The 26030-nt window shown below is 45.4% G+C and carries 17 protein-coding genes, 1 tRNA gene and 2 rRNA genes; 9 read left to right on the top strand and 11 right to left on the bottom strand.

Annotation, left to right across the window (positions count from 1 at the left end; genetic code table 11):
- Both G395_RS0121095 and rrf read left to right on the top strand, forming a co-directional pair.
- Positions 1-114: ribosomal RNA gene (locus tag G395_RS0121095) — 23S ribosomal RNA — on the top strand; the annotation flags it as partial.
- Between the two features lie 96 nt (positions 115-210).
- Positions 211-322: ribosomal RNA gene (rrf, locus tag G395_RS0121100) — 5S ribosomal RNA — on the top strand.
- 189 nt (positions 323-511) lie between these two features.
- Here rrf and G395_RS0121105 read toward each other — a convergent pair.
- From G395_RS0121105 to hpt, 3 genes are all read right to left on the bottom strand, one after another.
- Positions 512-595, bottom strand: a tRNA-Leu gene (locus G395_RS0121105).
- A gap of 73 nt (positions 596-668) precedes the next feature.
- Positions 669-2069, bottom strand: a complete 1401-nt coding sequence (locus G395_RS0121110) for an MBL fold metallo-hydrolase RNA specificity domain-containing protein (protein WP_026631894.1) — start codon at positions 2067-2069, stop codon at positions 669-671.
- A gap of 14 nt (positions 2070-2083) precedes the next feature.
- Entirely contained in the window at positions 2084-2611 is a 528-nt protein-coding gene (gene hpt / locus G395_RS0121115) for a hypoxanthine phosphoribosyltransferase (protein WP_026631895.1), read from the bottom strand.
- A 173-nt stretch (positions 2612-2784) separates the two neighbouring features.
- Here hpt and G395_RS0121120 point away from each other — a divergent pair, with 173 nt between their 5' ends.
- Positions 2785-4011, top strand: coding sequence for a tetratricopeptide repeat protein (locus G395_RS0121120; protein ID WP_026631896.1), 1227 nt, complete (start codon positions 2785-2787; stop codon positions 4009-4011).
- A 65-nt stretch (positions 4012-4076) separates the two neighbouring features.
- On the opposite strand, the gene G395_RS0121125 is transcribed toward G395_RS0121120, so the two are convergent.
- The 5 genes from G395_RS0121125 to G395_RS0121145 form a co-directional block, all read right to left on the bottom strand.
- Complete coding sequence (locus G395_RS0121125; RefSeq protein ID WP_026631897.1) at positions 4077-5447, bottom strand: dipeptidase; 1371 nt, start codon at positions 5445-5447, stop codon at positions 4077-4079.
- Positions 5448-5551: 104 nt separating this feature from the next.
- Positions 5552-6208 carry a glycerol-3-phosphate 1-O-acyltransferase PlsY gene (gene plsY, locus G395_RS0121130; RefSeq protein ID WP_026631898.1) on the bottom strand — a complete coding sequence of 219 codons (657 nt, stop codon included), beginning with the start codon at positions 6206-6208 and terminating at the stop codon, positions 5552-5554.
- Positions 6209-6362: 154 nt separating this feature from the next.
- The gene (locus G395_RS0121135) at positions 6363-11045 is read right to left on the bottom strand and encodes a hypothetical protein (protein ID WP_026631899.1); all 4683 of its coding nucleotides are present in this window, start codon (positions 11043-11045) and stop codon (positions 6363-6365) included.
- 10 nt (positions 11046-11055) lie between these two features.
- On the bottom strand, positions 11056-11886 hold the full coding sequence (gene prmA, locus G395_RS0121140; RefSeq protein WP_026631900.1) for a 50S ribosomal protein L11 methyltransferase: 831 nt from the start codon (positions 11884-11886) through the stop codon (positions 11056-11058).
- Between the two features lie 99 nt (positions 11887-11985).
- Positions 11986-13800, bottom strand: a complete 1815-nt coding sequence (locus tag G395_RS0121145; protein ID WP_026631901.1) for a glycosyltransferase family protein — start codon at positions 13798-13800, stop codon at positions 11986-11988.
- 380 nt (positions 13801-14180) lie between these two features.
- On the opposite strand from G395_RS0121145, the gene G395_RS0121150 reads away from it, so the two are divergent.
- On the top strand, positions 14181-15698 hold the full coding sequence (locus tag G395_RS0121150; RefSeq protein ID WP_051350293.1) for a glycoside hydrolase family 10-like protein: 1518 nt from the start codon (positions 14181-14183) through the stop codon (positions 15696-15698).
- Between the two features lie 3 nt (positions 15699-15701).
- A complete protein-coding gene (locus tag G395_RS0121155) occupies positions 15702-16919 on the top strand; it encodes an NADH-quinone oxidoreductase subunit D (RefSeq protein ID WP_026631903.1) in 1218 nt (405 codons plus the stop codon).
- Positions 16920-17056: 137 nt separating this feature from the next.
- Here G395_RS0121155 and G395_RS0121160 read toward each other — a convergent pair whose 3' ends face one another.
- Positions 17057-18067, bottom strand: a complete 1011-nt coding sequence (locus tag G395_RS0121160; RefSeq protein WP_026631904.1) for an aspartate-semialdehyde dehydrogenase — start codon at positions 18065-18067, stop codon at positions 17057-17059.
- Positions 18068-18217: 150 nt separating this feature from the next.
- Positions 18218-18799: a 5-formyltetrahydrofolate cyclo-ligase gene (locus tag G395_RS0121165; RefSeq protein ID WP_229204246.1), complete on the bottom strand. Its 582-nt coding sequence runs from the start codon at positions 18797-18799 to the stop codon at positions 18218-18220.
- Between the two features lie 156 nt (positions 18800-18955).
- Here G395_RS0121165 and G395_RS0121170 point away from each other — a divergent pair, with 156 nt between their 5' ends.
- The 4 genes from G395_RS0121170 to G395_RS0121185 all read left to right on the top strand — a co-directional run bounded on the left by G395_RS0121170 (position 18956) and on the right by G395_RS0121185 (position 24033).
- Positions 18956-20167 (top strand): NADP-dependent isocitrate dehydrogenase, encoded by a 1212-nt coding sequence (locus tag G395_RS0121170; RefSeq protein ID WP_026631906.1) that lies wholly within the window; start codon positions 18956-18958, stop codon positions 20165-20167.
- Positions 20168-20281: 114 nt separating this feature from the next.
- Positions 20282-21523, top strand: a complete 1242-nt coding sequence (locus tag G395_RS0121175) for a BamA/TamA family outer membrane protein (protein ID WP_026631907.1) — start codon at positions 20282-20284, stop codon at positions 21521-21523.
- Between the two features lie 116 nt (positions 21524-21639).
- Entirely contained in the window at positions 21640-22869 is a 1230-nt protein-coding gene (locus G395_RS0121180) for a pyridoxal phosphate-dependent aminotransferase (protein ID WP_026631908.1), read from the top strand.
- 96 nt (positions 22870-22965) lie between these two features.
- Positions 22966-24033 carry a ferredoxin--NADP reductase gene (locus G395_RS0121185; protein WP_026631909.1) on the top strand — a complete coding sequence of 356 codons (1068 nt, stop codon included), beginning with the start codon at positions 22966-22968 and terminating at the stop codon, positions 24031-24033.
- A gap of 65 nt (positions 24034-24098) precedes the next feature.
- On the opposite strand, the gene G395_RS31230 is transcribed toward G395_RS0121185, so the two are convergent.
- Positions 24099-26030 (bottom strand): M56 family metallopeptidase, encoded by a 1932-nt coding sequence (locus G395_RS31230; RefSeq protein WP_026631910.1) that lies wholly within the window; start codon positions 26028-26030, stop codon positions 24099-24101.

The following is a 26030-nucleotide window of genomic DNA, read 5'->3' on the forward strand; positions in this document are numbered from 1 at the left end:
AAGATGAATCTTCCACATAAGGGTCGTTGTAGACTACGACGTTGATAGGCTGCAGGTGTACGTGTAGAAATACATTCAGCTGAGCAGTACTAATTACCCAACAGCTTGCACATTAACATCTTAACACTTTTTGATCTCTTCTACTTCCAATATGACATTGATTATACACTCACCAAAATATTGTTGAAAACAAAGACCAACAACGACCTTGTTGGTGGCTATTGGCCTGGTGTTCACCTCTTCCCATCCCGAACAGAGAAGTTAAGCCCAGAACCGCCGATGATACTTGGATCAAACCTGGTAAAGTAGGTAGCCGCCACAATAACATTTAAAGACCATCTCATAAGGATGGTCTTTTTTTGTGCTTAAGAGCTAGCAGGAAACAGGAATGTCTTATAACAGATTTGAAGTTGCGGAACGAATAAGGCCTTCCTGTGTCAACAAGAACTTTTGCTTAGACACAAAAAAACCTCAACTCGCTATCATCTAGCTTATTGAGGTTCTAATATTGTGCCGAAGATGGGACTCGAACCCACACAGGGCAACCCCCACACGCCTCTGAAACGTGCGTGTCTACCAATTTCACCACTTCGGCATAAAAAACTGGTTGGCAAAAATAGTAATGTTTTCTTTTTAACCAGCTGGAAGTAGCTAAAAAATAGAAACTTTTATAGTTTGATATTCTCGAACTGAGCTGGAATCAGAATGTCTTTAAATCCTGCCGCTTGCAGCTTCAACTTGAAAGCAACCTGCGTTTCATATTCCCCGTGAACCAGAAAAACTTTCTTGACCCGCTCCGGTGTCTGGCAAGAAAGGAAGTCAAGCATTTCATTGTAATCGCCATGCCCGGAAAACGACTCCATGGATTTTACCTGACATTCCACCTCAAATTGCTGACCAAATATATTTACCTGCTTATCTCCTCTTTTCAACGCTCCTGCCAGTGTATTGCCAGACGCGTAGCCCACCAATAGAATGGTTGACCGGGCATCCCCAATGTTGTTTTTGATGTGATGCTTAATCCGCCCTGCTTCGGCCATTCCGGATGCAGAAATGATGATGCACGGTTCATCCTTATCGTTGAGCGCAATGGATTCATTGACGTCTGAAATGTATTTCAGATAAGGGAAAGCAAATGCATCGCCATCTTTCTCAATGTAGGCCAGGATTTCCGGATTGAAGCATTCGTCGTGCTCCTTCATAATCTTAGTCGCACGAATTGCCAGGGGGCTGTCGATGTAGACCGGGATCTGCGGCAATTTTCCTGAGCTTGATAATTGGTCTAATGCATATATCAGCTCCTGCGTGCGGTCAATGGCGAATGCGGGAATGATCAGTTTGCCTTTCCTTACCACACATGTCTCATGAACGATCTCCAAAAGATGGCCCTGCATGTCTGTCTGCTTCTCGTGTAGGCGGTCGCCGTAGGTTGATTCGCATATAATGAAATCTGCTTGCGGGAAAGCGTCGGGTTTACGGAGAATTCTGTCTTCGGGGCGTCCAATATCACCGGTGAATGTTACCTGCTTATATGTACCTGCGTCGGGAATGGTCATATGAACCGCGGCGCTGCCCAGCAAATGTGCGGCATCCGTTAATACAACTGCAACTTCTTTATCTTCTCCCAGATAGAATGTCTGGCCATACTGCACACTTTTAAACAAGCTTAGTGCATGCACGGCATCTTCGGTATTATAAAGCTCATCCAGCAACGGGCGGCCTTGTTTTTCCCTTCGCCGATTAATCCGCTCCAAATCTTTTTCCTGAATATGCGCGCTATCTAACAGCATAACCCTGCAAAGGTCTACCGTGGCAGCTGTACAATAAATAGGGCCTGAAAAACCTTGCTTGACCAGGCGTGGAATCAAACCTGAGTGATCAATGTGCGCGTGAGATAAAATCAGGTAATCCACCTCGGATGGCTTGAAGCCGAATTTCTCATTCAGCTCGTCGGTCTGGATGCCCTGAAACAGACCGCAATCCAGTAATATTTTAGTCCCTTTTTCAGTCGTGATCAGATGTTTGCTACCAGTTACGGTTCTTGCGGCTCCGAAAAATTGTATGTTCATAATATAATCTTAAATCAGGCTAAAACGTAAATAGCATCCAGATTGCGGCCCATGCCGTCATAATCGAGCCCATAGCCCACCACAAATTTATTATCAATGTTAAAACCTGTGTAACGGATGTCGACAGGTGTTTTCAATGCTTCTGGTTTATGCAGTAGTGTGGCAATGGCGATGGATGCGGGCGAAAGTTCATTGATTTGCCGCAGTAACTGCGCCATCGTTAATCCCGTATCTATAATGTCCTCAATAATGATAATGTCGCGGCCTTCAATACTGTCATTAAGACCTATAATTTCCCGCACAAAGCCGCTGGATTGTGTTTGTGAGTAAGATGCCAGCCGAATAAATGTAATTTCGCATGATAGAGGGATTCTTTTGACCAATTCACTTGCAAAAAGGAAAGCGCCATTCAGTACAACAATGAAAAGCGGACAGCGGCCTTGGTAATCCGTAGAAATCTCTTTCGCAAGCGCAGTAATGCGTGTTTCAATAGCTTCCGTGGTAATAAGAGGGACGAATTTTTTATCAAGAATATTGATCATATTAAGAGGTGTCGATTTTACCAAAACCCTTACAGGTGATGGAATACTTAAAAATGGTTTGTCAGAAACTGCGGAACGGTCTGAGGATCAATATTAACTCTTTTTTCAAAAACCCGACCTGTAGCAAACGTAAAATAAAATTCCCACGTTTATTAGTGAGATTTACCCCTGATATGAAAAGCCTACTCATCCATATAGCCACATACTGTTTCTTAACTGCATTTTCCATTCAATTTGCCTCAGCTCAATTGTATTCTTCGGCCGAACTGGACAAGAACTACGATATGATCCTGAAAAATCCCAGCGTTCAGATTGAGTCCACGGAGGCTATTAATATGCTTTATAATTACAAATTTGCGGAAGCAGACACGGAATTCCGCTGGCTCAAATATCGCTATCCAAAACATCCTATGCCGCATTTCCTGATGGGACTTGCCGAATGGTGGAAAATCGTGCCGAATACGGAAAATGAAGCGCACGACAAGGCTTTTCTGGCACAAATGGATTCGACCATTAACCTGGCCGAAGTGCTTTATGATAAAGAGAAAAACAAAGTAGAGCCGGCATTCTTCCTGGCTGCGGCTTATGCATTCAAAGGGCGGTTGTATGCCGAAAGAGAAAGCTGGACAAAAGCGGCCTTTGCAGGTAAGAAATCTTTAAAATATTTCGAGCAATGCAAAGGAAATGGCGATCTGACGCCGGAATTGCTCTTTGGCGACGGACTCTATAATTATTATGCAGAATGGGTCCCGAAAGAATATCCGATTTTAAAGCCCATCATGTCGCTTTTTCCAAAAGGCAACAAGAAGCTCGGTGAACAGCAATTGGAAAAAGTAGGAAACAATGCATTTTACACGCGTGTGGAAGCCCGTTACTTTCTCTTGCAGATTTACAGCATGGAGAATGAGTACAGCAAAGCATATGAAATGGCGAAATACATGTGGCAGACCTATCCTAACAATCCGTATTTCGAGCGTTATTTTTGCCGGACCGCATTTGTAACAGGCAAAATGGCCGAAGCCGAAAAGGCTGCGCAGAACATTATCGATAAAATAAGCAGCGGAATGCCGGGTTATGAAGGCGTAAGTGGCCGCAATGCAGCTTATGTGCTCGCTTATTACAACATGACGTATCATAAAAACTATGACGCGGCGTCCAAATATTATCAGAAAGCAATTGACTATTCTACCCAAACCAATTCAATGAACGCCGGTTACTACGTTTCATCGCTGATTGGATTGGGTAAAATAGCAGAAATTAAAAAAGAGTACGACGAAGCACTGCGCTACTACAAGCTGGCGGCTGACAAGGCTGACAAGAAAACCAGTCAGGACAAAGAAGCCAAAGCGGCCATTGCTAACCTTAAAAAGATGAAGCGCGACCAGCGAAGGAAGCGCTAAGATCTTACCACTAATCATTACAAAAACTACGATAAAACCTGGCAAGGTTTAAACTTGCCAGGTTTTTATGCCTTAGCAGCTTTTAACTCCGCATAATGTTTGAAAAACAGCGGAATCGTTTCAATGCCTTTGTAATAATTGAATAGCCCATAACTCTCGTTTGGTGAATGCAAAGCATCAATATCAAGTCCAAAGCCCATCAGAATGCTCTTACAGCCCAGTTCCTGCTCAAATAATGCAACAATAGGAATGCTTCCACCGCCGCGAGTTGGAATTGGTTTCTTACCAAAAGATTCTTCCATTGCCATTTCTGCGGCTTTATATTCCACAGAATCGGTTGGCGTGACATAAGGCAGACCGCCGTGATGTGGGGAGACCTTTACTTTTACAGATGCTGGCGCGATCGATTCGAAATGTTTGGTAAATAGCGCAAGGATTTCATCGTCCGTTTGGTTAGGCACCAGGCGCATGGAAATTTTCGCATTTGCCTTCGATGGAAGCACTGTTTTCGCACCTTCGCCGATATAACCGCCCCAGATTCCGTTCACATCCAATGTTGGCCGCACGGAAGTTCTTTCAATGGTCGAGTAACCTGCCTCTCCCATAATGTCGTCGATATGGAGATCTTTTTTGTATTCTTCCAAATCAAAAGGCGCTGCGTTTAATGCTGCCCGTTGCTCGGTGGTGAGCTCTTCCACATTGTCGTAAAACCCTGGAATGGTAATGTGGCCGTTTTCATCTTTGAGCGACGCAATCATTTCGCAAAGCACATTGATCGGGTTAGCTACGCCGCCGCCATAAACACCCGAATGCAGGTCACGGTTGGCGCCTACGACTTCCACTTCCACGTAAGTCAGTCCGCGCAGACCGGTTTCAATGGAAGGCACATCATTGGCGATAATGCTGGTGTCGGAAATCAGAATCGTGTCGCATTTAAGCATTTCTTTATGCGCGCTGACAAATGAACCCAGGTTGGAAGAGCCAATTTCTTCTTCGCCTTCTATCATGATTTTTACATTGCAAGTCAGGTTAGCGGTTGCGAGCATGGTTTCCAGTGCCTTAATGTGCATATAAAACTGGCCCTTATCATCGCAGGAACCTCTTGCATAAATGCGCTCATTTTTAATCACCGGCTCAAAAGGCGGTGAGTTCCAAAGCTCATAAGGATCAGCTGGCTGGACGTCATAATGTCCGTAAATAAGCACAGTAGGAAGTGTTGGATCAATGATCTTTTCGCCGTAAACAACCGGATGGCCAGCCGTTTCATAAATTTCAACACGATCCGCACCTGCTTCCGCAATCCGGTCACGTACGAATTCGGCTGCTTTGAGCATATCTGGTTTGAATTTCGAATCAGCACTTACGGAAGGGATCCTCAACAGATCCAGAAGCTCATTTAAGAATCGGTCGCGGTTTTTATCAATATAATCAAGCATGAGGTCAGAAGTTAGTGTTTAATGTGCGGCTGAACGGCCGGGCAAGATAAAAAAATAGCCTCTAAGGTCGATCCTTAGAGGCTATTTTTTGAAAATTATATCTGTTAGCGACCGTTGTTCGCTTTTGATTTGGCAAAAAGACTTACCCTGTTTTCATTGCCATTCATAAGCCTTACAATGTTCTTTTTGTGCGTAAAAACAACAAGCACAAACATCGTAAATCCAAAAACGATCAGCAACGGCTCCGGATGGCCAAAAACGCCCAGCCAGGAAAGCACCGGAAACGCAAGCGTCGCCAGAATAGAGCTTAATGAAACATATTGAGAAGCCAGTAATGTCAGAATAAAAATCGCGATGCAAACAGAAGCGAGCTCCGGCTGAATAGCGAGCACCATACCAAGCAATGTAGCAATTCCCTTACCGCCTTTGAATTTGACAAAAACCGGGAAAATATGACCGATGATAGCGATGATCCCAAAAATGATTTTGTACATCAAAAGCTCCGTCTCGCCGATCGCATTCATATAAAACAGCATCGACGCGAGGCATGTTGCTGTCCAACCTTTCAATACATCAATCAGCATCACAACCGTCCCTGCGCGTTTTCCCAAGATCCGGAAAGTGTTTGTCGCACCGGCATTTCCGCTGCCATGTTTTCTTACATCAATTCCAAAGTATCCTATTCCGTACCAAACTGAACTCGGGATTGACCCTAACAAATAGGCAGCGATAATCGTAGTTATTAATAAGGCAATACTCATATTGTACTATTCGCAGAAAATTTTAAACGTTGAAATGTTTTGTCCAAAAATACGACAGCGAGGGGATTTTACAAGCAAAAAGGATACAAAACTAACATTATACAAGCATTTTTTCAATTTGTAGCATTAACTATTGTCACCTTCTACAAAGACATCAAAATCCTTCGGTAGGTTCCACTTTCTTCTTTTTAACCTCTGCCGGAACCACTTTCTTCTTTGTTGTTTTGGCTGCTAACTTAGCTTTCTTGATCGCTGGCTGATAAAAATCATCGAAGCGGTTTACAAATGCATCCTTCTCCTCAGAACCGATCGACACCAGCGACATATCCTTCGATTTCACATTTTTCGACTTCGCCGTAATCTGATCGTTGAAGTCAACCTGCGACGAGACCACACCCAACTCGCCGAGTTTATAGTCAAAATAATACCACACATCCGGCGACGCCTGCAAATACAAACTAAATTCGTCGCCATCCACAGACCGCCTGATTTCCAGGACTCCTTCCATTTGCGCATTAATGTTGTTTCTGCCCAAATTCGCTACGCCAATCGGGCCCTGCGAATAATATGCCCCATGTGAGGCCGACCAGTTCAAGTTCACATTAGACAAAAGCATAGGCACATCCAGTGCTGGTGAGGCCTCAAAAAGCGGCTTATAACCCGCAGCCGTGAGCTTGGCATAAGCATCCGTTGCCTTCGGGCCGATTAATGCGGAAAGCTTATTATTCAATTGCTCCGCATCGTCATCAGCGGCCGTGCTGTTTTGCTCTTCCAGGTTAACTTCGACGATTTTGGCAGCTAAGGGTTGCGAGATCGGTTCCAGTGCCGGGAGTTTCATTAACAACATTGTATTGAATGAGAACCGGGCGCTATCCACCTGCGCTTCGCCCGTTCCTACGGCTTGCAGCCAGGTCGCGCCGGTCAGTTTCAGAGGGCCGGAAAATGTTGCCAAGCCGGTTTTATCATCAAAACGCAATGCATTAGCTTCATCGATAAGTCCATCAGCCCCTGGCGGAGGCATAACTTTAAAAGCCTTTTCGTCTTCATCGTAGTTCAAAGCACCCTGAGCAGAGTAAATGTCCTCATCGCCATCCGAATCCTTGGGCGACAGGAACGACATATACATGCCTTTTGCTTCATTATAATGCAAGCCTACCGAAAGCGGAATGTCATGCTCGTTTTTCAGGTCTTTATCGATTTTAATGGCCACCGTTTCGCCGGGCGCATCTTTGTATACTATCCACGAGCTCTGAAAATCCTTTCTGAATTTAATAACAGGCTTTACAAACCCATCCAACTGCAAGGAAGGCTCATAGGCAATCAGGTTGATTCCACCTTTATATTGAATGCGGGGCGATAAAAGCAGGTTTTCCGTTTCCTTAATGTCTGCACGCGCCGTTGTATAATATTTGACAGCAGCAGGAGCCTGGTTATCAGCACGTTTTTTCTTTCCTTCTTCCGCCGCGCCGATTTCCCTCAATTCAAAATTCTGCATCTTGATATTGAATGTGTCTTTCCGGGCCGTAATGTATTGATATGTGGCAGATCCTTCGAAATGGTTGCGGGAATCGATGCGGATGTCCGCGTCGCGCATTCTGTGTGAGGTGTTTAATGTATCAATTTCAATGCGTGCTTTTTTCAAAGGAGCAATTTTCCCTTTGCTATCCACGCTCACCAACCCGCCGTCCGGGATGATCTTCACGTCCGCAGTTTGAATAAAAGGAACGCCCTTGATGTTCAATGTTACTTTTTCGACGTCATAAATAGCCTCGGAACCATTGAATGTCAGCCCTTCCTGATCCGGGTCCATCGATGTGTACGAAGAGGTTTCGCCAAATCCTTTCATCAGGATCGTCTTCTTAGCCATATCCCACTTCGCGCTGCCGATCAGTGTTTTGTAGGAAGCCGTTGGAATTTCCATCCCTGAGGAATCAGTGCCGAAGCCCGTTTCGTCTGTCAGGAAGTTGGCGATGCCGGTTTTGAAGTTGAAATCAATGTTCACATTCTTCCCGGTAAGGAGCTTCTTTGTTGATTTTTGATCAACACTATTAATGGCAAATTCAGAGCGATTGGCCAGATAGCCGTCTTTATTAAATTTAATATCGGGCGAAGACAGCTCAGAATCGGCCCTTTTCAGCTTTCCGTTTCCATATAACCCCGTCGAGCGCAACAGCAGCCCGCCTTCCAGGCTCGTAGTTCCATTATAAAATGAGAAGGATTTACCCTGGGTGTTGATAAACATGCTGTCTGCATTGGGATACCATTTCAATGCATAATCCTTCAACTGAACGGCAGGGAAATAGCCTTTTCCAATGGTCGCTTCCTTGATGCTAGCCACTTCACCTGATGCCATTAATGAATCGGCGGTTAGCAGAACATTTTTGGCTGTCATCGAGGCCGACATGTATTTCAAAATTGCCTTGGAATGCAGACCCGTGTTGTCCATTGTCAGCGTGTCCGTAAACCTGGCCAGCGCTTTTCCGTCATACAATTTCATGTCCGTCACCGGCGGCTTATATTCAAAGCCAAGCGAGTTGTCGGGCATGCTTTTCAGGACCGTTTGAATGTTTGGGATAATGCCGTTTGCATTGAATGTTCCTTCAAAAATGACGTCACGCTCATCCAGACCGCCCATATCGATCTTTGGGATCTTGAAGTTGACTTCTCTCGGGTAAACGACCGTTCCGCGCTCAGGCTGATCGAAATAAACCATCATTCCATCCTCAACCACCAGTCGAGGCGACTTTTTGACGCCTTTTTGCAGCCCTGATTTGTTTTTTGGATCACTTAAATAGAATGTTCCACCCTTTTCATATTTCACGTGGCCGCCTACTTCGCCTTTCTGGCCTTTCGCAAATTTGTCACGTGGCGTAAATGTAATCGAGTCCGAAGGCGCCACATTCACAAAAAACTGATTGTAATCAAACTTAATGTTCTGCCCCCTGAACTGGTAATTCGAGGCAACCATTTGACCGTTTAATGTGAAATTCCTGTTTTTGCCAATGATCAGTTTTTTGTCTTGCGGAACAGCGTAGATTTTTAAAGAATCACTCACTACAAAACGCGAAACGCCCATAACGGTTAACATGGTGTCGGGCAGGTAAATCGTCGCGTTCGCCGTTTCGTCATTGGCTGTAAATTGAGAAGTGACCTGGAAGTTGTCATAATCAGCCTTATCCAGGTTCGCCAGCACAAACAGAATTCCCTTTTTGCTTAATGCAAATTCATCCGTTGCCTTATTGTAAACAAAATATTCTTCCAGGGTCAAGCGCTGCAATGTATTGCGCATGATTTCCGGCTTCTGCTTGAATTTCCTGGCCAGATCGTCGGATAGGAAAGCTTGTTTTTTCTCTGTTTGTGTGTAGTTCGCAGCCATAATCAGCGGCTGGAAGCCATATTCCTTGCTAATGTCCTTGAAACGCTCCTTTTTGAAATAATCAAGCGATTCCAGCTTCACAGGCGCAACCTGCTTGCCATTAATGCGAAAGAATTCTACCTTATCATTCGGAAACCGCCACCGCATCGCCTGCGACCAGATATTCATTTTGTGATAAGTGTCTTTATAAGGAAGCGGCGCATAATCCGTCCGTTCTACACGGCCCAGTTTAACCAACCCTTCGTCATCATTGTATTTGAATGTCACGCCCGGATGAAATAGCGAATCGCTGCCAAGCGGCATGGAATAAGTTGCAAATGAGGCTGCTATGACCGAATTTTTGAGCACAAACTTCTTGCTTTGCGCCGTGAAAGCAAGCTTATCCTTATATTTTACCTTGATCGTCGAGGGAAGATCGCTGAGGGACGAGCTGTACATTTCCGTCCCGATAAGCGCGAAACCGCCTTTGTAGTCAATGTTTTTACGCGTTTCCTTCAAGCGGGCGTCGATGCCGTTGGATACAAAACGCGGATAGGGAGCAGGCTGGCCTTTTATTTTCTTAACTCCACGATATTCTAATGTTCCTTTGATCGGCGCCGCCAGTTGTGAATCACTGTGCAATGTTACATTTTCCGCGACCAGCTTGGGTTGGGCAATATTGAAGGAATAACTGTCCAGATCGGCGTAAATCGATGAATCACCAGCTGCCTGCCAGTTGAACTTGCCATTTTTACCTACAAAAATCCCATCTTTCAAAGAAACACTGCCATTTGCCGGACCGAAAACAACCGAATCGCCAGCGGTAACCATGGCGAATGTTGCATTCTGCAAATCGAGCAGTGCTCCCGAAATAACGGGCAGGGGATTGGATTTGGGTGTGATTACAAAGTTGGAATCAACCGGCGTGTCCCAGCTGTCATTGGCAGCAGCCACATTGGCCTCGGCGTTGGCCGCAACCGCATTCGTGGTGTCGAAACGATATTTATAACTTCCTTCTAAAAGGTAAAGCGAGTTGTAGTTAGCAGCGTAAAGTTTCTTGGTTTCATTTACCGTCCTGACCGTTTCCAGCACTTTCTGCAATGTTTTACCATCATATTGCTGCCCCGAGCTGGTCGCCAGATCCAGAAACCCTTCCAGGTTTTCGGGCGATTGCTTGGCAAATGCATGCGTATTCCGGATCAGCAGGAACATAACCGGCCCTGCTTTCTGCCCTTTGGAAATCTGTGTTTTGACAATGTTGATAAACTTCGTCTGCTGGGAAGTATTCAGCGCCGACATCCACACGCTGTCTAGCTGCGCGGCGGAGCGAATGTATTGCGGGTTGCGGCTGCCGTCCATGAGCTTGCGCAATTGCACCATAAACTGTCCCGGATCATCCGAAAGTTTCAGGTTTTGCGCAGATGCAGTTTGACCTGCTAATGCCAGAATGCAGAAAAGTAAAGCAGTACGAAGTATCCTCATTGGTTTTGTTTCAACTTTTAAATACAATACAGGCCCATTGATTGCGCGTGTTAGAATTGATCTTTGTCAAACCATTTTCCGATGCACATTGCTCAATGTCAGCCTGATCCGTTTCATAAAATCCGCTGGTAACCAGCCAGCCGCCGGGCTGTAAATGTTTCACGTAAGCAGGGATCTCGCTTAATAGAATGTTCCGGTTAATGTTGGCCAATATTCCGCCAAACATTTGTCCTTCCGGCACTTCAGTGATTGTTCCCTGGAAAACCCCGGCCTCGGCAGCCAGATTATTCATTAAAAAATTCTCTTTTGTATTCTCAACAGCCCATTCGTCGATATCAAACCCCAACAACTGCACTGCGCCTAGTTTCGAAGCCAGAATGGACAAAATTCCCGTCCCGCAACCCACATCCATAACTGATATTCCCTGATGGGGCAAACTCAGCTGCTCGTTCATGACGAGCCACGTGGTTTCGTGATGTCCGGTGCCAAAAGACATTTTCGGTTGGATCAGCAAATCGTATTTAAATGCAGGGTCCGGCTCGTGAAAGGTGGCCCTCACCCGGATCTGGTCACCAACTTCTATTGGCTCGTAGCTTTTTTCCCACTCCTCATTCCAATTTCTTCTTTCTAACGATTTCCACGTGGCCGCTATTGTCGTTAATTCCAGGTATTTGGCAGTAAGATCCTGCAAGTTTTGCGCATCAAAATCATTTTCCTGAATATAAGCCAAAAGCCCCTCCTCCGTCTCCACAAAAGACTCAAACCCCACCTCCCCCAACTCCGCCATCAATATTTCAACAAAATCCGCGTCAATTTTAAGGTCAACTTCAATGTAGTTCATTCTATTCCGATTGTATATTGTTTATGGGTAAACTTACTCACAAAAAAAGCCCACTCAAATTTAACATTTGAAATGGGCTTCATTTAATTCTTTATCTGATCAAGGCTTTCTCCGCTTCGCTGCAAGATCATGCGCGGTGTCATAATAAGACCTTAAATTCATCCAGTCGAATACATCTGAGATGTTTTCGACGCGGTTTCTTTGCATGATGCGGTCGCGGCGTTGCATTCTTACGAATTTGAAGAGAATGTCGGCGAGCTGGTCGGCGGCTTGGGTGAATGTTTGGGATTTTCGGTTGATGACGTAAATGCCGCGGTTTTCGTAATCCCGCATGATTTGCATAATGTAGTCCCCGAAACCAGAAAGATCGCTTGTCACGGTTGGAACGCCTCTAACTACACATTCCAATGGTGTATAACCCCAGGGTTCATAGTAACTTGGGAACACGCCTAAGTGACAGCCACGAACAAATTGCCCGTAATCAAGTCCGAAAAGTGGGTTTGTAGAGGAAATAAAGTCTGGGTGATAGACGATTTTAACCCTATCCCGCTCATTGTTGACAAGATTTGCCGTTTTGCAAAACTCCGTGATGCCATCTTCTTCTTTCAGATCGTGCGTTACAAAGGCAGGTAACTTATCCGTTTTCCACGTTTGAATGGTTCTTCTGAGCCTTAGTCTCCAATATTCATCTACGAAATTATTCAGATCCGGCATTTTATGGTCAGCGCCAGAAGCTGCTGCCAGGAAAAGCTTTTCTCCTACTTCTTTCTCGATGGCTGTACAAGTTTCCTGCAACTCATTTAACACCGCCCTCGATTGCAGCACATCCGGATTGACAGAGTAGTAAGGCTGTTTGGTCACAATAAACATGACAACCGTCATATCCATATTCGCCTGGACCATCTTCCAGTTCAGGCGGGCCAATGCTTCCAGCGTGAGATCATAGCCTTTGTTACTGTATTCGTAACGGCCCGAAGTGAAGAAGTAAAGTGTTTTATCTAAATCAAATGAATAGCTTGGGAAGAAATGTCCCAGAACAAACTCATGAATGCGTTCCTTATGCTTTAAATGCAGGTTTTGGAATTCATGGACGGCCTGGAAACGCTGCACATTCAGTCCATTAGGCGTCACCAGATCAGGCATCCGGCCCAGGAAAACTTCGCATTCACGGGCAGTAACATCACTTACCGTCGTCAATACATGCGCACTTAACGCAGCCTGCCGTTCAACCGAACATTGCGCCAGGATCCCGTAATTTTTTGCTTCCTGTTCCCAATCGAAAAAGGGCAGCTTGCTGTAAAATCCGCTGACATTCTGCGCAAGATAACGGCCCAGCATAGTGGCATGGGTCGTAAAAGTGGTTGCTATCTTAACATTATCCCTTTTCAGGTCAGGCAATCCGCTGCTGGCCATCCACTCATGGAACTGCGCAAAGATTTCCTCGCGTTTTGCATTCTCTTCAGCATATTCTTTCAGGAAAAGCCTTACGAATTCTCCAAAGCAAAGGGTTTGATTCACCAGGTGTTCCACATTAATGGTGGGAATCCTGCTGCGTTCCCAAAGGTTGAATTTGATGGTATCCAGCTCATGCATGATGCTGTCCAGATCAAATAGAATGACGCGCGGCTTGCCCGTCACGAGCCAATAGCCATAAAATACATTGTAACCCATGTCGCGCATACGCTTCACGACACGGCCTGCCGGAGAATCCTCCAGATCACTGATTATTTCAAATTCGGATGAAGCTTTTTTATCAAAATATGGGCCCAGCAAGAAGTAGTTGTCTTCCCACCTTTCTACCATTGCGGGGACCTTGGTCCGTATTACAGTATAAATTCCTCCAACTTGATTACAAACCTCCCATGCAACTTCAAACAGGACGTTTTTCTTAGTGGTTTTGACAAATGGTTCCAATACGGGATGTAGGTTTAAACGTTACTAGCTGCATTTGCAAAGCTTGTTGTTTTCTTTATGTCACAAAAATCCTTGTAATTACACAATAAATATGCAGAAAAATTATTCACAATTACAACAATCCATGGTTTGTTTCTTTGTCCTCAAACAAAGTCGAATCTGCGCCTGGACGCCAGAAATATAATAAAGTCAAGAATACAGCTTATAGCAATCTTACTTTGAGTCAAGCCAAATGAAACCGTCATGACATGAATTTAAGACGGTTCTCGGCTAACTTTGTTCCAAATTACGTTACTTTGATTGGATTAACATTTTGTATTGGTTAGATAGTGAAAAAAATTAAAATAGTTGCGCTTTCCTTTACATTGCTTCTGTTTATAATGGAAAGTTGTATTGCCCAGACTGCCGATACTGAAGAAATTTTACCTCCAAAAAGGGAATTCAGGGCAGTATGGATCGCTACTGTTGATAATATAGACTGGCCAAGCAGCAAAAATCTTATACCAGAGCAACAGCAACAGGAGTTTTCCACTCTTCTTGATTTTCATAAAAGAGTAGGAATGAATGCCGTTTTCGTGCAAGTGCGCGCGGCGGGTGATGCATTTTATGCCAAAAGTCCTGAACCCTGGTCGGAATGGCTTACTGGTCGGCAGGGAAGGCAGCCTTACCCAATGTGGGACCCGTTGGATTATATGGTTACAGAGGCACACAAGCGCGGCCTTGAATTCCATGCTTGGCTGAATTTAAACCGCTTGGTGCATAAGTCTTCAACCAGCGTTTCGGCCGATAATGTCAGCAAAATACATCCCGAATGGATACTCAGTTATGATGGATACAAGCTATTCAATTTCGGCATTCCGGAGGTAAGGCAGTTTATCACGGATATGACAGTGAATGTGGCCAAAAATTATGATGTCGATGGCATTCACTTTGATGATTATTTCTATCCCTACGCGGCTCCCGGTCAGGTCATCCAGGATGAGGCAACATTCCAAAAGTACGGCGCAGGATTTGCCAATAAGGCCGATTGGAGAAGACACAACATTGACTTATTGGTAAAACAAATTCATGACGGCCTCGCAGCGGTTAAGCCGAAACTTAAATTCGGGATCAGTCCTTTCGGGGTTTGGAGAAATAAAGACCGTGATGCGGAAGGTTCTAAAACATTTGGTGCATTGGCTTCCTATGACGACCTTTTTGCCGACAGCAGGCGCTGGATCAAAGAAGGCTGGATCGATTACATTGCACCGCAGGTTTATTTCTCGTCTGGATTTTCACGTGTTCCATACAAGAACCTGGTTGATTGGTGGACCGAAAATTCATACGAAAGACATTTATATATAGGAATGGGCGCTTACCGCGTGGGTTATAGGGATAGAGACAAACATTGGTCTAATCCATTGGAAATTCCTAATCAGGTCCGGTACTTGCGGGAAAGCGAGACGGATGGGGCGATTTTTTTCAGTTCCCGTTCGCTGAAAGGCAACAGTCTTGGCTTTGTTGATTCACTCCGCCAGGATTTTTTCCGTTATCCCTCCCTGGTTCCTACAATGCCCTGGAAAGACCGCATTGCCCCATTGTCTCCAAGAAGTTTAAAAGCAACATTGCTGTCCAAAGGACTCGAACTGACCTGGGAACGCCCTGAGCCCGCTTCGGACGGAGATTTGGCTTGGTACTATGTCATTTACCGCTTTGCCCCCGAAGAAAAGGCTACGGCGCATGATCCACGGCGCATCATAGGCATGTGTTATGAGGGTGAAAAATATGTAGACATGACGGCCGAGGCAGGAAAAAGATACATATATTATGTTACGGCAGTGGACCGGTTGCATAACGAAGGACGCCCGATCGGGCCGTTAAAAGTGGAAGTCCATGATCAGAAGCTTGTGAGATTTTAGCATATGAGCAATACAATTCAATACGAGTATAAACCCGAGTATTTATCGGTTTCAGGCCCAACAAAATACAACTCCGAAACGCTTCGTAAAGAAGAAATGGTGTTGAATATGGGCCCGCAACATCCTAGTACTCACGGTGTTTTGCGATTGGAAGTGGTTACGGACGGGGAAATAATCGTAGATGTAGTCCCACATTTGGGTTACCTGCACCGGTGCTTCGAGAAGCACGCAGAATCACTGCCATTTAACCAGGTTATTCCTTATGTGGATCGCTTGGATTATGTGGCGTCGATGAATTCTGAACATGCCTATGTGATGGGTGTGGAAAGAATGCTCGGCATTGAAAATGATATTCCAAAACGCATTGAATATATCCGCGTAGTGGTTGCAGAGCTCAATCGGCTTGCTTCTCATTTTGTAGCATTAGGCACTTACGCCATGGACATTGGCGCATATACGCCATTCTTGTGGATGATGCGTGACCGCGAGCAGATCCTCCGCTTGCTCGAATGGACCTGCGGCGCGAGAATGCTTTACAATTACATTTGGATCGGAGGCTTGTTTTACGATCTGCCTGTGGGTTTTGAAGAACGCTGCCTGGAATTTATAAAATATCTGAAACCTAAGCTGACAGAATTGCAGCAACTTGTGGTTGATAACAAAATTTTCATCCAGCGCACGGCGAATGTGGGCGTATTGCCCTTGCGGGTCGCCATTAATTATGGTTGCACAGGCCCAATGCTTCGCGGCTCCGGATTGCGTTACGATTTGAGAAAAGTGGACGGCTATTCCGTTTATCCCGAGCTGGATTTTGAAATACCCATCGGCACAGGCGCCATGGGTACAACCGGCGATTGCTGGGACCGGACGTGGGTGCGTGTGATAGAATGCTGGGAATCAGTGAAATTAATCGAGCAAAGCCTTGAACAACTTACGGGAGACTACAAGCGAACCCGCGATTTCGATCCGCAGGCCATTGTTCCCAAGAAAATCCGCCCCAAAGCAATGGATTTCTACGTTCGTGGTGAAAGTCCGAAAGGCGAGCTAGGCTTCTTTTTCCGCTCCGACGGCCGTTCCGACGTTCCGTTTCGCTGCAGGGCGCGTTCTTGCTGTTTTCACAACCTTTCTGTGATCGGAGAAATTACAAAAGGCTCATTACTAGCTGATTTAGTAGCCGTGATCGGTTCTATTGACGTGGTAATGGGGGAAGTGGATCGATGACGTTGTACTTAGCCCCAAACCCCCGGGGGGGCTTTTGCTCCCTACTAGTAAACTGCAAAGTCCCCTTTAGGCGATTTAGGGGAAAAAAAGAAGCCGCCTTTCAGCAGCTCCTCATTTTCTCTTATTTTGTTCTAAACTTAAACAGCCTGCGCAACGCCTACCAAATCATGCTTGGCTAAAAACTCAGCAATCTGAACCGTGTTGGTCGCTGCTCCTTTACGAAGGTTATCTGCTACAATCCACAAATTCAATGTTTTAGGCTGAGATTCGTCGCGGCGGATGCGGCCTACGAATGTCTCGTCCTTGCCGTGTGCTGTTAATGGCATTGGATAAAGCGCGTTTTTAGGATCATCCTGTAAAATCACACCTTCCGCCTCGCTCAGGATCTGACGCACTTCATCCAGATCAAATTCATTTTCAAATTCAATGTTAACCGCCTCAGAGTGACCACCAATCGTAGGGATACGAACCGTTGTTGCAGTTACTGCAATGCTGTCGTCGCCCATAATTTTCTTCGTTTCATTGGTCATTTTCATTTCTTCCTTTGTGTAGCCGTTATCCAAGAACACGTCGATATGCGGCAATACATTCAGGTCGATCTGGTGCGGATATATTTTTCCGCGGCTGTGATCGCCGGCGCGCTCCGAGAAAAGCTGATCAACGGCCGCCTTACCCGTTCCCGTTACAGACTGGTAAGTGGAAACCACTACGCGTTTGATCTTATATTTTTGGTGCAAAGGGTTCAAAACCACCACCATTTGAATGGTTGAGCAGTTGGGGTTTGCAATAATTTTGTCTTCTTTAGTCAATTCGCCTGCATTGATTTCAGGAACAACCAGTTTTTTGGTCGGGTCCATTCTCCATGCCGAGGAATTATCGATAACTGTAATTCCGGCTTCTGCGAATCTTGGCGCAAGCTCCAATGACGTGCTGCCACCAGCCGAAAATATCGCTATTTCAGGTTTGGCTGCAATCGCGTCCTCAAATCCGATCACCTTTATCTGTTTACCCTTGAATGTAACTTCCTTACCAACAGATCTTTCTGATGCAACGGCTAATAATTCCGTCACCGGGAAATTACGCTCTTCGAGCACTTTGAGGATTTCGCCGCCTACCAAACCGGTAGCGCCTACTACTGCGATTTTCATTCTAGCATTAAGATAAAAAGTGGATAGAAATTTGATCCCTTTCAGCTGCCTGAGCAGTTGAAAAGTGCCGCAAATTTACGAGGAAATTTAGAATGAATGTGGATTTTTACATTTTATGCGCTGAATTTCAGCCAGGAAAACGAAAATCAGTTACCAAGTCCAGATTTTTTCAGGCGTTATGCAGGCATTCATCGGCATGTCGTAAGGATCGATGTCATCGATTTTAGAAACCGGCTCAAAAAAGGAAAGGCCTGTTTTAACAACGTCAGGACGACATTTAGCCAAAAAACGATCATAATAACCACCACCATAACCTACCCGGTAACCCCGTTCGTCGAAAGCCAGCAGCGGAATATAAACCCTGTCAATTTCCTCAACATTGACGCGCATGGAAGTCGCAGAATCGGGCTCCGGAATGCCCCATGGATTGTTGATCAGCTTTGTTTTTTTATCCAAAACATAATGTTCCATTTCTTTGGTGCCTGGAATGACGTAAGGCGCAACGATCCGGATTTGAGGAAATGAAGCTTGTAATTGATTGACTATCTGCCAGGTATCAATTTCTTTTTTATTGATTTGAGGCAAAAAAATATGAATCGTTTCTGGTCCGTATAATGTAAGTGCTGCAAACAGATTTTGGCAGATCAGATTATTTTTGACCAAAATCTCATCTTCCGTCAGCGACATTCTTTTAGAAAGGAAATCTTTACGCAGCGCGGCTTTGTCCATCATTGGTCGGTTTTTTTGCACCTGGCAATATCGAAATTTCGCGGAATGCTTTCAAACTTAACAGCCTAACAATGTTCTCCTTTTTTCGCCTTTTTACGCTATTGTTTGTACTTTCACGCTCGCATTTTAAATTCTTTAACCATAGTTTATAAACAAGACATGAGCAAAATTAAAGTTGCAAATCCCGTAGTGGAGCTTGACGGAGACGAAATGACCAGAATTATCTGGAAATTTATTAAGGAAAAACTTATTCTACCATATCTGGATCTGGATATCAAATATTACGATTTGGGCGTGGAATACCGCGACGAAACCAATGACCAGGTGACCATAGATGCAGCCAATGCGATTAAAGAATATGGTGTTGGTATCAAATGCGCAACGATTACACCTGACGAAGACCGCGTTAAGGAGTTCAATTTGAAGCAAATGTGGAAGTCGCCGAACGGAACAATCCGTAACATCCTGGATGGAACCGTTTTCCGCGAGCCGATCGTAATGAGCAATGTGCCTCGTTTGGTAACAAACTGGTCTGCACCGATTATCGTAGGTCGTCACGCGTTTGGAGATCAATATAAAGCAACGGATTTTGTTGTTCCTGGAAAAGGAAAGCTCACCATTAAGTTTGAAGGCGAAGATGGCAATGTGATCGAGCATGAGGTGTATCAGTTCAAAGGCCCGGGCGTTGCGATGGGAATGTACAACATCGACGAGTCGATCCGTGGATTTGCTTATGCTTGTTTCAATGTTGCATTAGACAAGGGATGGCCGCTTTACCTTTCCACAAAAAATACAATCCTTAAAAAATACGACGGACGCTTCAAGGATATTTTCCAGGAAGTTTACGAAAGCGATTATGCAGGAAAAGTACATTACGAGCACCGTCTAATCGACGACATGGTGGCTTCTGCATTGAAATGGGAAGGTAACTTTGTTTGGGCTTGTAAGAACTACGATGGTGACGTTCAGTCAGATACAGTTGCGCAAGGTTTTGGTTCACTTGGTTTGATGACTTCTGTGTTGGTAACACCGGATGGCAAAACAATGGAAGCAGAAGCAGCGCACGGAACGGTAACACGTCACTATCGCGAGCACCAGAAAGGAAAACCAACTTCGACAAATCCAATTGCATCCATTTTTGCCTGGACGCGTGGTTTGGCATTCCGTGGAAAGCTTGACGACAACCAGCCATTGATCGATTTCAGCCTTGCCCTTGAAAAAGTGTGTATCGAAACGGTTGAAAGCGGTAAAATGACGAAAGATCTTGCTGTGAACATTCACGGAAATGACGTGAAACACGGCGAGCATTATCTTTATACAGAAGAATTCCTTGATGCAATCGATGAAAATCTGAAAGCAGCATTGGCATAATTCATTTATAGTTGTTTACAAAAAGCCACTGATTCCTCGTGAATCGGTGGCTTTTTGCTTGGGTATCATTTTGGTATATGTTGATTTGATATACATGTTACCCCCATAAATAAATTGAAACGCAATTCTCTACGCATATGGCTGCTAGTGCTCTGCCTGTCGCTCACAGGTGTGGAAATGTATGGCCGACCTATGCAAATTCCGGACGATCAGCCCGTCGCAAAGGCGGATTCTGTTGAAAATATTGTTCTGCAAAAGGATATTATTGATGTGCTGAAAGGCTTGCGGAAAAAGCATCGCCAGGATTCGGTTAAGGTGGATACGGTCTTAAAAACGGGAAAAGTCTTGTTCTCGATCGTCCCTGCATTCGGCTACACATTAACCTCGGGCCTGATCGGTTCCATGAATGTCAATTCGGCATTTTATTCCAGTAATCCGCACAAAACGCGCTTATCAAGCATTACTGCCAATTTCATTTACACTCAATACAAGCAGATCACCATTCCGCTGCAAGCCAGCATCTGGACGCGGAACAACGACCTGAACATTCTCACCGACTGGCGCTACTTTAAATATCCGCAGGACACTTACGGACTTGGTCCAAACAGTGAAATAAAGGACGCCTCGCAGATTGATTACAGGCACATAAGGCTGCATCAAACAGTTCTGAAAAAGGTCACGGAATCATTCTATGCCGGTCTCGGATTTTTCTATGACTACCGCTGGAATATCCTGATGGAAGACACCAATGCCGACGTTACCAAATACGGCTTGACGCCAAAATCGGTCTCAGCAGGCCCGGTTGCCACATTGGTCTACGATAACCGCACCAATTCCATCAACCCGGAAAAGGGCTTTTACACCAGCATTCAATATCGATCCAGCCTGGAAAAACTAAATAGCACCAGCAACTGGAATTCAGTGGTTGTAGATATCCGAAAATATTTCAACCTCCCGCAAGGCAGCAGAAACACACTAGCTTTCTGGAACTATAACTGGCTAATAGTAAGCGGGAAAGCTCCGTACCTCGATCTCCCCAGCACCGGCTGGGACCCGGCCACAGCCATGGGGCGTGGCTACATCCAGGGCCGTTTCCGAAGTCCCAAACTACTCTATTTCGAAACAGAATACCGCATGTCCCTCACCCGCAACGGCCTGCTGGGAGCCGTAGTCTTCGGCAACGCCGAAAGCGTCTCCAACTGGCCCGCCAACAACTTCACCAAAATAGCACCCGGCGGGGGCGTAGGGCTTAGAATCAAAGTCAACAAAAAATCAAGGGCTAATGTGGCGATTGACTATGGATTCGGGATGAAGGGGTCGCGGGGGTTGTTTGTGAATTTGGGGGAAGTGTTTTAAGGAAACCACAAATCTTTCTTCGCATTACACAAAACAACTTCTAAAAAACACGTACCTTTGCGGGCAATTTGTTCATACAGATCGCAGTACCTTCTTTAACTAAATTATTTGTTGCAATGTCCGCAGTAGCAGAGCAAACCCAGGTTGCACCCCGGTTATTGGCCGACCGGATCAACGCACTCGAAGAATCTTCGACGCTTGCGATGACGAAAATGGCACGTGAATTGGCCGCAAAAGGTCACAAAGTAATCAGTCTGAGCGTTGGAGAGCCCGATTTTAAGACGCCCGCGCACATTTGCGAGGCTGCTAAGAAGGCCATTGATGATGGTTTTCATGGTTATTCTCCCGTTGCAGGTTATCCTGATCTGCGAAAGGCCATTGCTGATAAGTTAAAGCGCGACAATAATATAGATTGGAAACCTGAAAATATCGTGGTTTCAACAGGTGCCAAGCATTCTTTGGCTAATGTGATCCAGGTTTTGATCAACCCAGGCGATGAGGTTGTGATTTTTGCACCTTACTGGGTGAGCTATTCGGAAATGGTGAAATTAGCGGAGGGCAAATCGGTGATTATCGATGGGGCTTTTGACAATGATTTCAAAGTAACGGCGGCACAATTGGAAGCTGCGATTACGCCACGCACAAGAATTGTAATGTATGCTTCGCCAAACAATCCAACCGGCGCGGTTTACTCAGAACAAGAATTGAGAGAGATTGCAGCTGTGATTGAAAAACACGAAGACGTTTACGTTCTGGCTGACGAAATCTACGAATATATCAACTTCACGGACGAAGGACATTTCAGCATGGGATCAATTCCTGCTTTGAAAGAACGCGTGATTACGGTGAATGGTGTGGCAAAAGGTTACGCCATGACCGGATGGAGAATCGGGTTTACGGCTGCTGCGAAATGGATCGCGGATGGTGTTGAAAAATTGCAAGGCCAGGTAACTTCGGGAACCAACTCTATCGCTCAAAAAGCGGCAACGGCTGCTTTCAATGGCCCGATGGAGCCTTCAATTGAAATGACAAAAGCTTATGCACGTCGTCGCGACTTAGTTGTTGGTTTGCTGAGAGAAATTCCAGGATTTAAGGTAAATATGCCGCAGGGAGCGTTTTACGCATTCCCGGATGTAAGTTACTATTTCGGAAAATCGGACGGAACGACAACGATCAGCAACTCGGACGATTTTTCTAACTGGCTGCTTAACAACTCTTACGTGTCCACTGTGGCAGGTTCGGGATTTGGCGCACCGGATTGCATTCGTATCTCCACTGCGGCTGCTGACGAAGCGCTTGAGGAAGCGGTTCAACGCATTAAAGATGCTGTAGCGACTTTAAAATAACATAAATTGAAATCATAAAAGCCTCATGGGTGTTACCTGTGAGGTTTTTGTATTCCCAGACCAAGGGAATCGGCCGTTCATCGCAACATTTGAATAATGAGTAAGTATTATTTTTTGAAGGTTAAAGAAATAGAAAAGGAGACGGATGAGGCTTCGACACTGCATTTCTGGCATCCGCTGAATGAAGTGGTGGCTTACAGACCGGGGCAGTTTTTGACATTACTTTTGCCGGTTGATGATAAGAAAATCAGGCGTTCCTATTCCATGTCGAGTTCGCCTTATACGGATGTTTCCCTGGCGATCACGATCAAAAGGGTTCCGGGGGGGTATGCTTCTAATCTGCTTTTGGATACGATTAAAGTCGGCGATACATTGGAAGTGATGGAACCGATGGGCGCATTTTTTCCCAAGCAAAGTGATGACCAAACGCGGCAGGTTGTGTTTATAGGAGCCGGAAGCGGCGTGACACCATTGTTTTCTATTTTGAAATCTGTGTTGATGGTCGAGCCGGAAAGTGAAGTTTTCCTGATTTACGGCAGCCGGAATGAGGAAAGCATTATTTTTAAAAATAAGCTCGATGCATTACAGGCTAAATATGGCGAGCGCTTGAAAGTGGTGCATACTTTAAGTCAGCCGTCGGAAAGTTGGGAAGGGGAGAAGGGGCGTTTGAATAAAAGTCATTTGCTCAAAATCGTTGAAAAGCTGCCTGCATTGAATAAGGCCGAGGCCGAATTCTTTCTTTGCGGGCCGGAAGATATGATGGAGGAAGCACATCGGGCATTGGCGATTTTGGCTGTTCCGGAAAACAAAATCAGGAAAGAAAGCTTCTTGACCGCCACTGCCGCACAACCCGGCGAAGTGACTTTGGAGGAAGAAGACGATATCTTAAAAACGCGCGAAATCACATTATTCTATGAAGGCGCGGAATACAAATTGCCTGTAAAACCGCACGAAACAGTGCTCGAAGCAGCATTGAATATGGACATTGACCTGCCTTACTCGTGTCAGGCGGGCATGTGCACGGCTTGCTTGGGCAGATGTACTTCCGGAAAGGTGCATTTGGACGAAGAGGACGCACTTTCAGAGGCCGAATTGAATGAAGGATTTATACTCACTTGCGTAAGTCATCCCATGAGTGACGACGTGATTATTGAGGTAGAGTAAAATTGAGATATTCCAAAAAAGCCGGTTATACATTGCTGTAACCGGCTTTTTTGCATTCTGTCTAATTATTTTTCCGCTGGTGCTGCTGGTGCCGCAGGCGGAGCAGGAGCTTTTGGTGCTTTTGCCCTTGCAGGAGCGGGCGGTGGGGGTGGCGCTTGGCCGCTCCGGATAGAAGTAGCCTTTGCTGGTCGAGGAACACGTGCAACCCTGGCTCTTGGGATGGATCTGGCTTCGAAGCGCGCAAGTCCAAGTGATTCAACGCCCATTTTCTCACCGATCGATTCCATCTTTTCACGAAGGTCTTCCATTTCTTTTTCCAGATTTCGGATCGGCTCTTCTGCTTTTAATGTTTCTTTTCTCGTAGAAGCGATTTGGGCATTCAGCTCGGAAATCGTTTGCTCCTGTGCTTTGATCTGTTGTTCGAAATCAGCCAGTTGCTTTTCCAGTTCCTGTTCGTTAATCTTGGCATCATTGGATCGGGATTTTTCGAGAAGCGAGGATCTTTTTTCCATCAGATCTTCGCGCAGCTCCATAGCGCCCTCTTTTTTCCAATCGAGCTTCTCCATATTCCTTTCCACACGCTCCACCTCAAACCGGTATTTTTCCATTTCAAGATTAAGCTCCTCAATGCGCTGATTATATGGCTCCATTTCTGCCTGCAATGCTTGCAGCTTGCGGTGGATCTCGTTCATTTTCTTCTGCGTCGAGTCGTTCATGAAGGGAGCGTCAGCCATATCGGAGAAATCGATCTCAGGAATTTCAAACTCGGGAATTTCAATTGAAGGGATGTCAAAGTCTGGGATGCTTATTTCCGCAACATCATCTATGTGAATGTCAATCGGTTCGTTAGCAGCAATTTGGTATACATTACCCTCCTTAACTTTATAAGTGTGCTGCCTGTGCTTTTTGGTGACCGGTTTTGTGATCTTTTTTGCCTCCTTTTGCTTGTCACTTTTTTGGGCAACAGCATAAACGGAAACACCGATTGCCAAACTCAATGCAAAAAACATGATCGGGAGGTTACTAAGTGTTCTGGCAGGCTTAGGGCTTATGCCCAAAACACGCTGAACCCGTTGTAGAAGCAATGGTTTTTTAGAAGCAAAGGCCATCGCAAAACCGGGCGTTTGCTGCCATTCGGCTACTTTCACCAATGCGTGCGCCAGTGACATTTTGTCCCCGCAAACGCTCAGTGCAATGTCGTCACAGCAATGTTCACGTTCCGCGCGGATGCGGTCCGACAGCCACCAGATGGCAGGATGGAAAAAGAAAACGACTTCCACAAAGGATTGCAGCATATTGATCAGATAATCATTGCGACGGATATGCGCTAGTTCGTGTGCCAAAATTGCCTCCACTTGCGAAGTAGAAAATCCGGAAAGCAAACCAATGGGAATCAACACGACCGGGCTAAGGGCTCCAATGACCATAGGCGTTACGACTTTGGCTGACTCCCGGAATTCTACCGATTGGGTAATATTCATTTTCGCAATCATCACGCCAAATCTAGCGCGCCATTCTTTGTCCATAACAATGTTGGCTTTCGTGCGCAATCTTTCCGTAAAAATCCATCCACCTGCAAAACGCAATAGCAGAAAAGCAGCGCCGATGAGCCAGCATACAACCAGTTCGTTCAAATGGGCCGATAGCCAAAACTGAATCTTAAACGAAAGTGGAAGTTGTGTATCCATCGCACGGTTCATGGTGGAACTGGCCAAATGGATCATTTCATTGGATTTAGCGCCCACGCCTGCGCCAACTATTGCCGCTGAGGTTGCTTTAAAATAATAATAAATGAATGTGAGTCCGGATACGAAAACCTGAGCGGCCAAAAATCCGACGCCAATAACGTATTTTAGGTTGGCAGATTTGCGGCGAAGCAGGTAAAAGCCAGCAACGGCGATAACAGCGATTAATGTGCCTTGCCAGAGGGAATGAATCAAAGTCCATCCGAAGGAAGTGACGGCTTGGTCAGAAAGAAGGTTTTGGATTATTTTCAT

Origin of the sequence: Dyadobacter alkalitolerans DSM 23607 (assembly GCF_000428845.1) — a bacterium.
Lineage (GTDB): Bacteria > Bacteroidota > Bacteroidia > Cytophagales > Spirosomataceae > Dyadobacter > Dyadobacter alkalitolerans.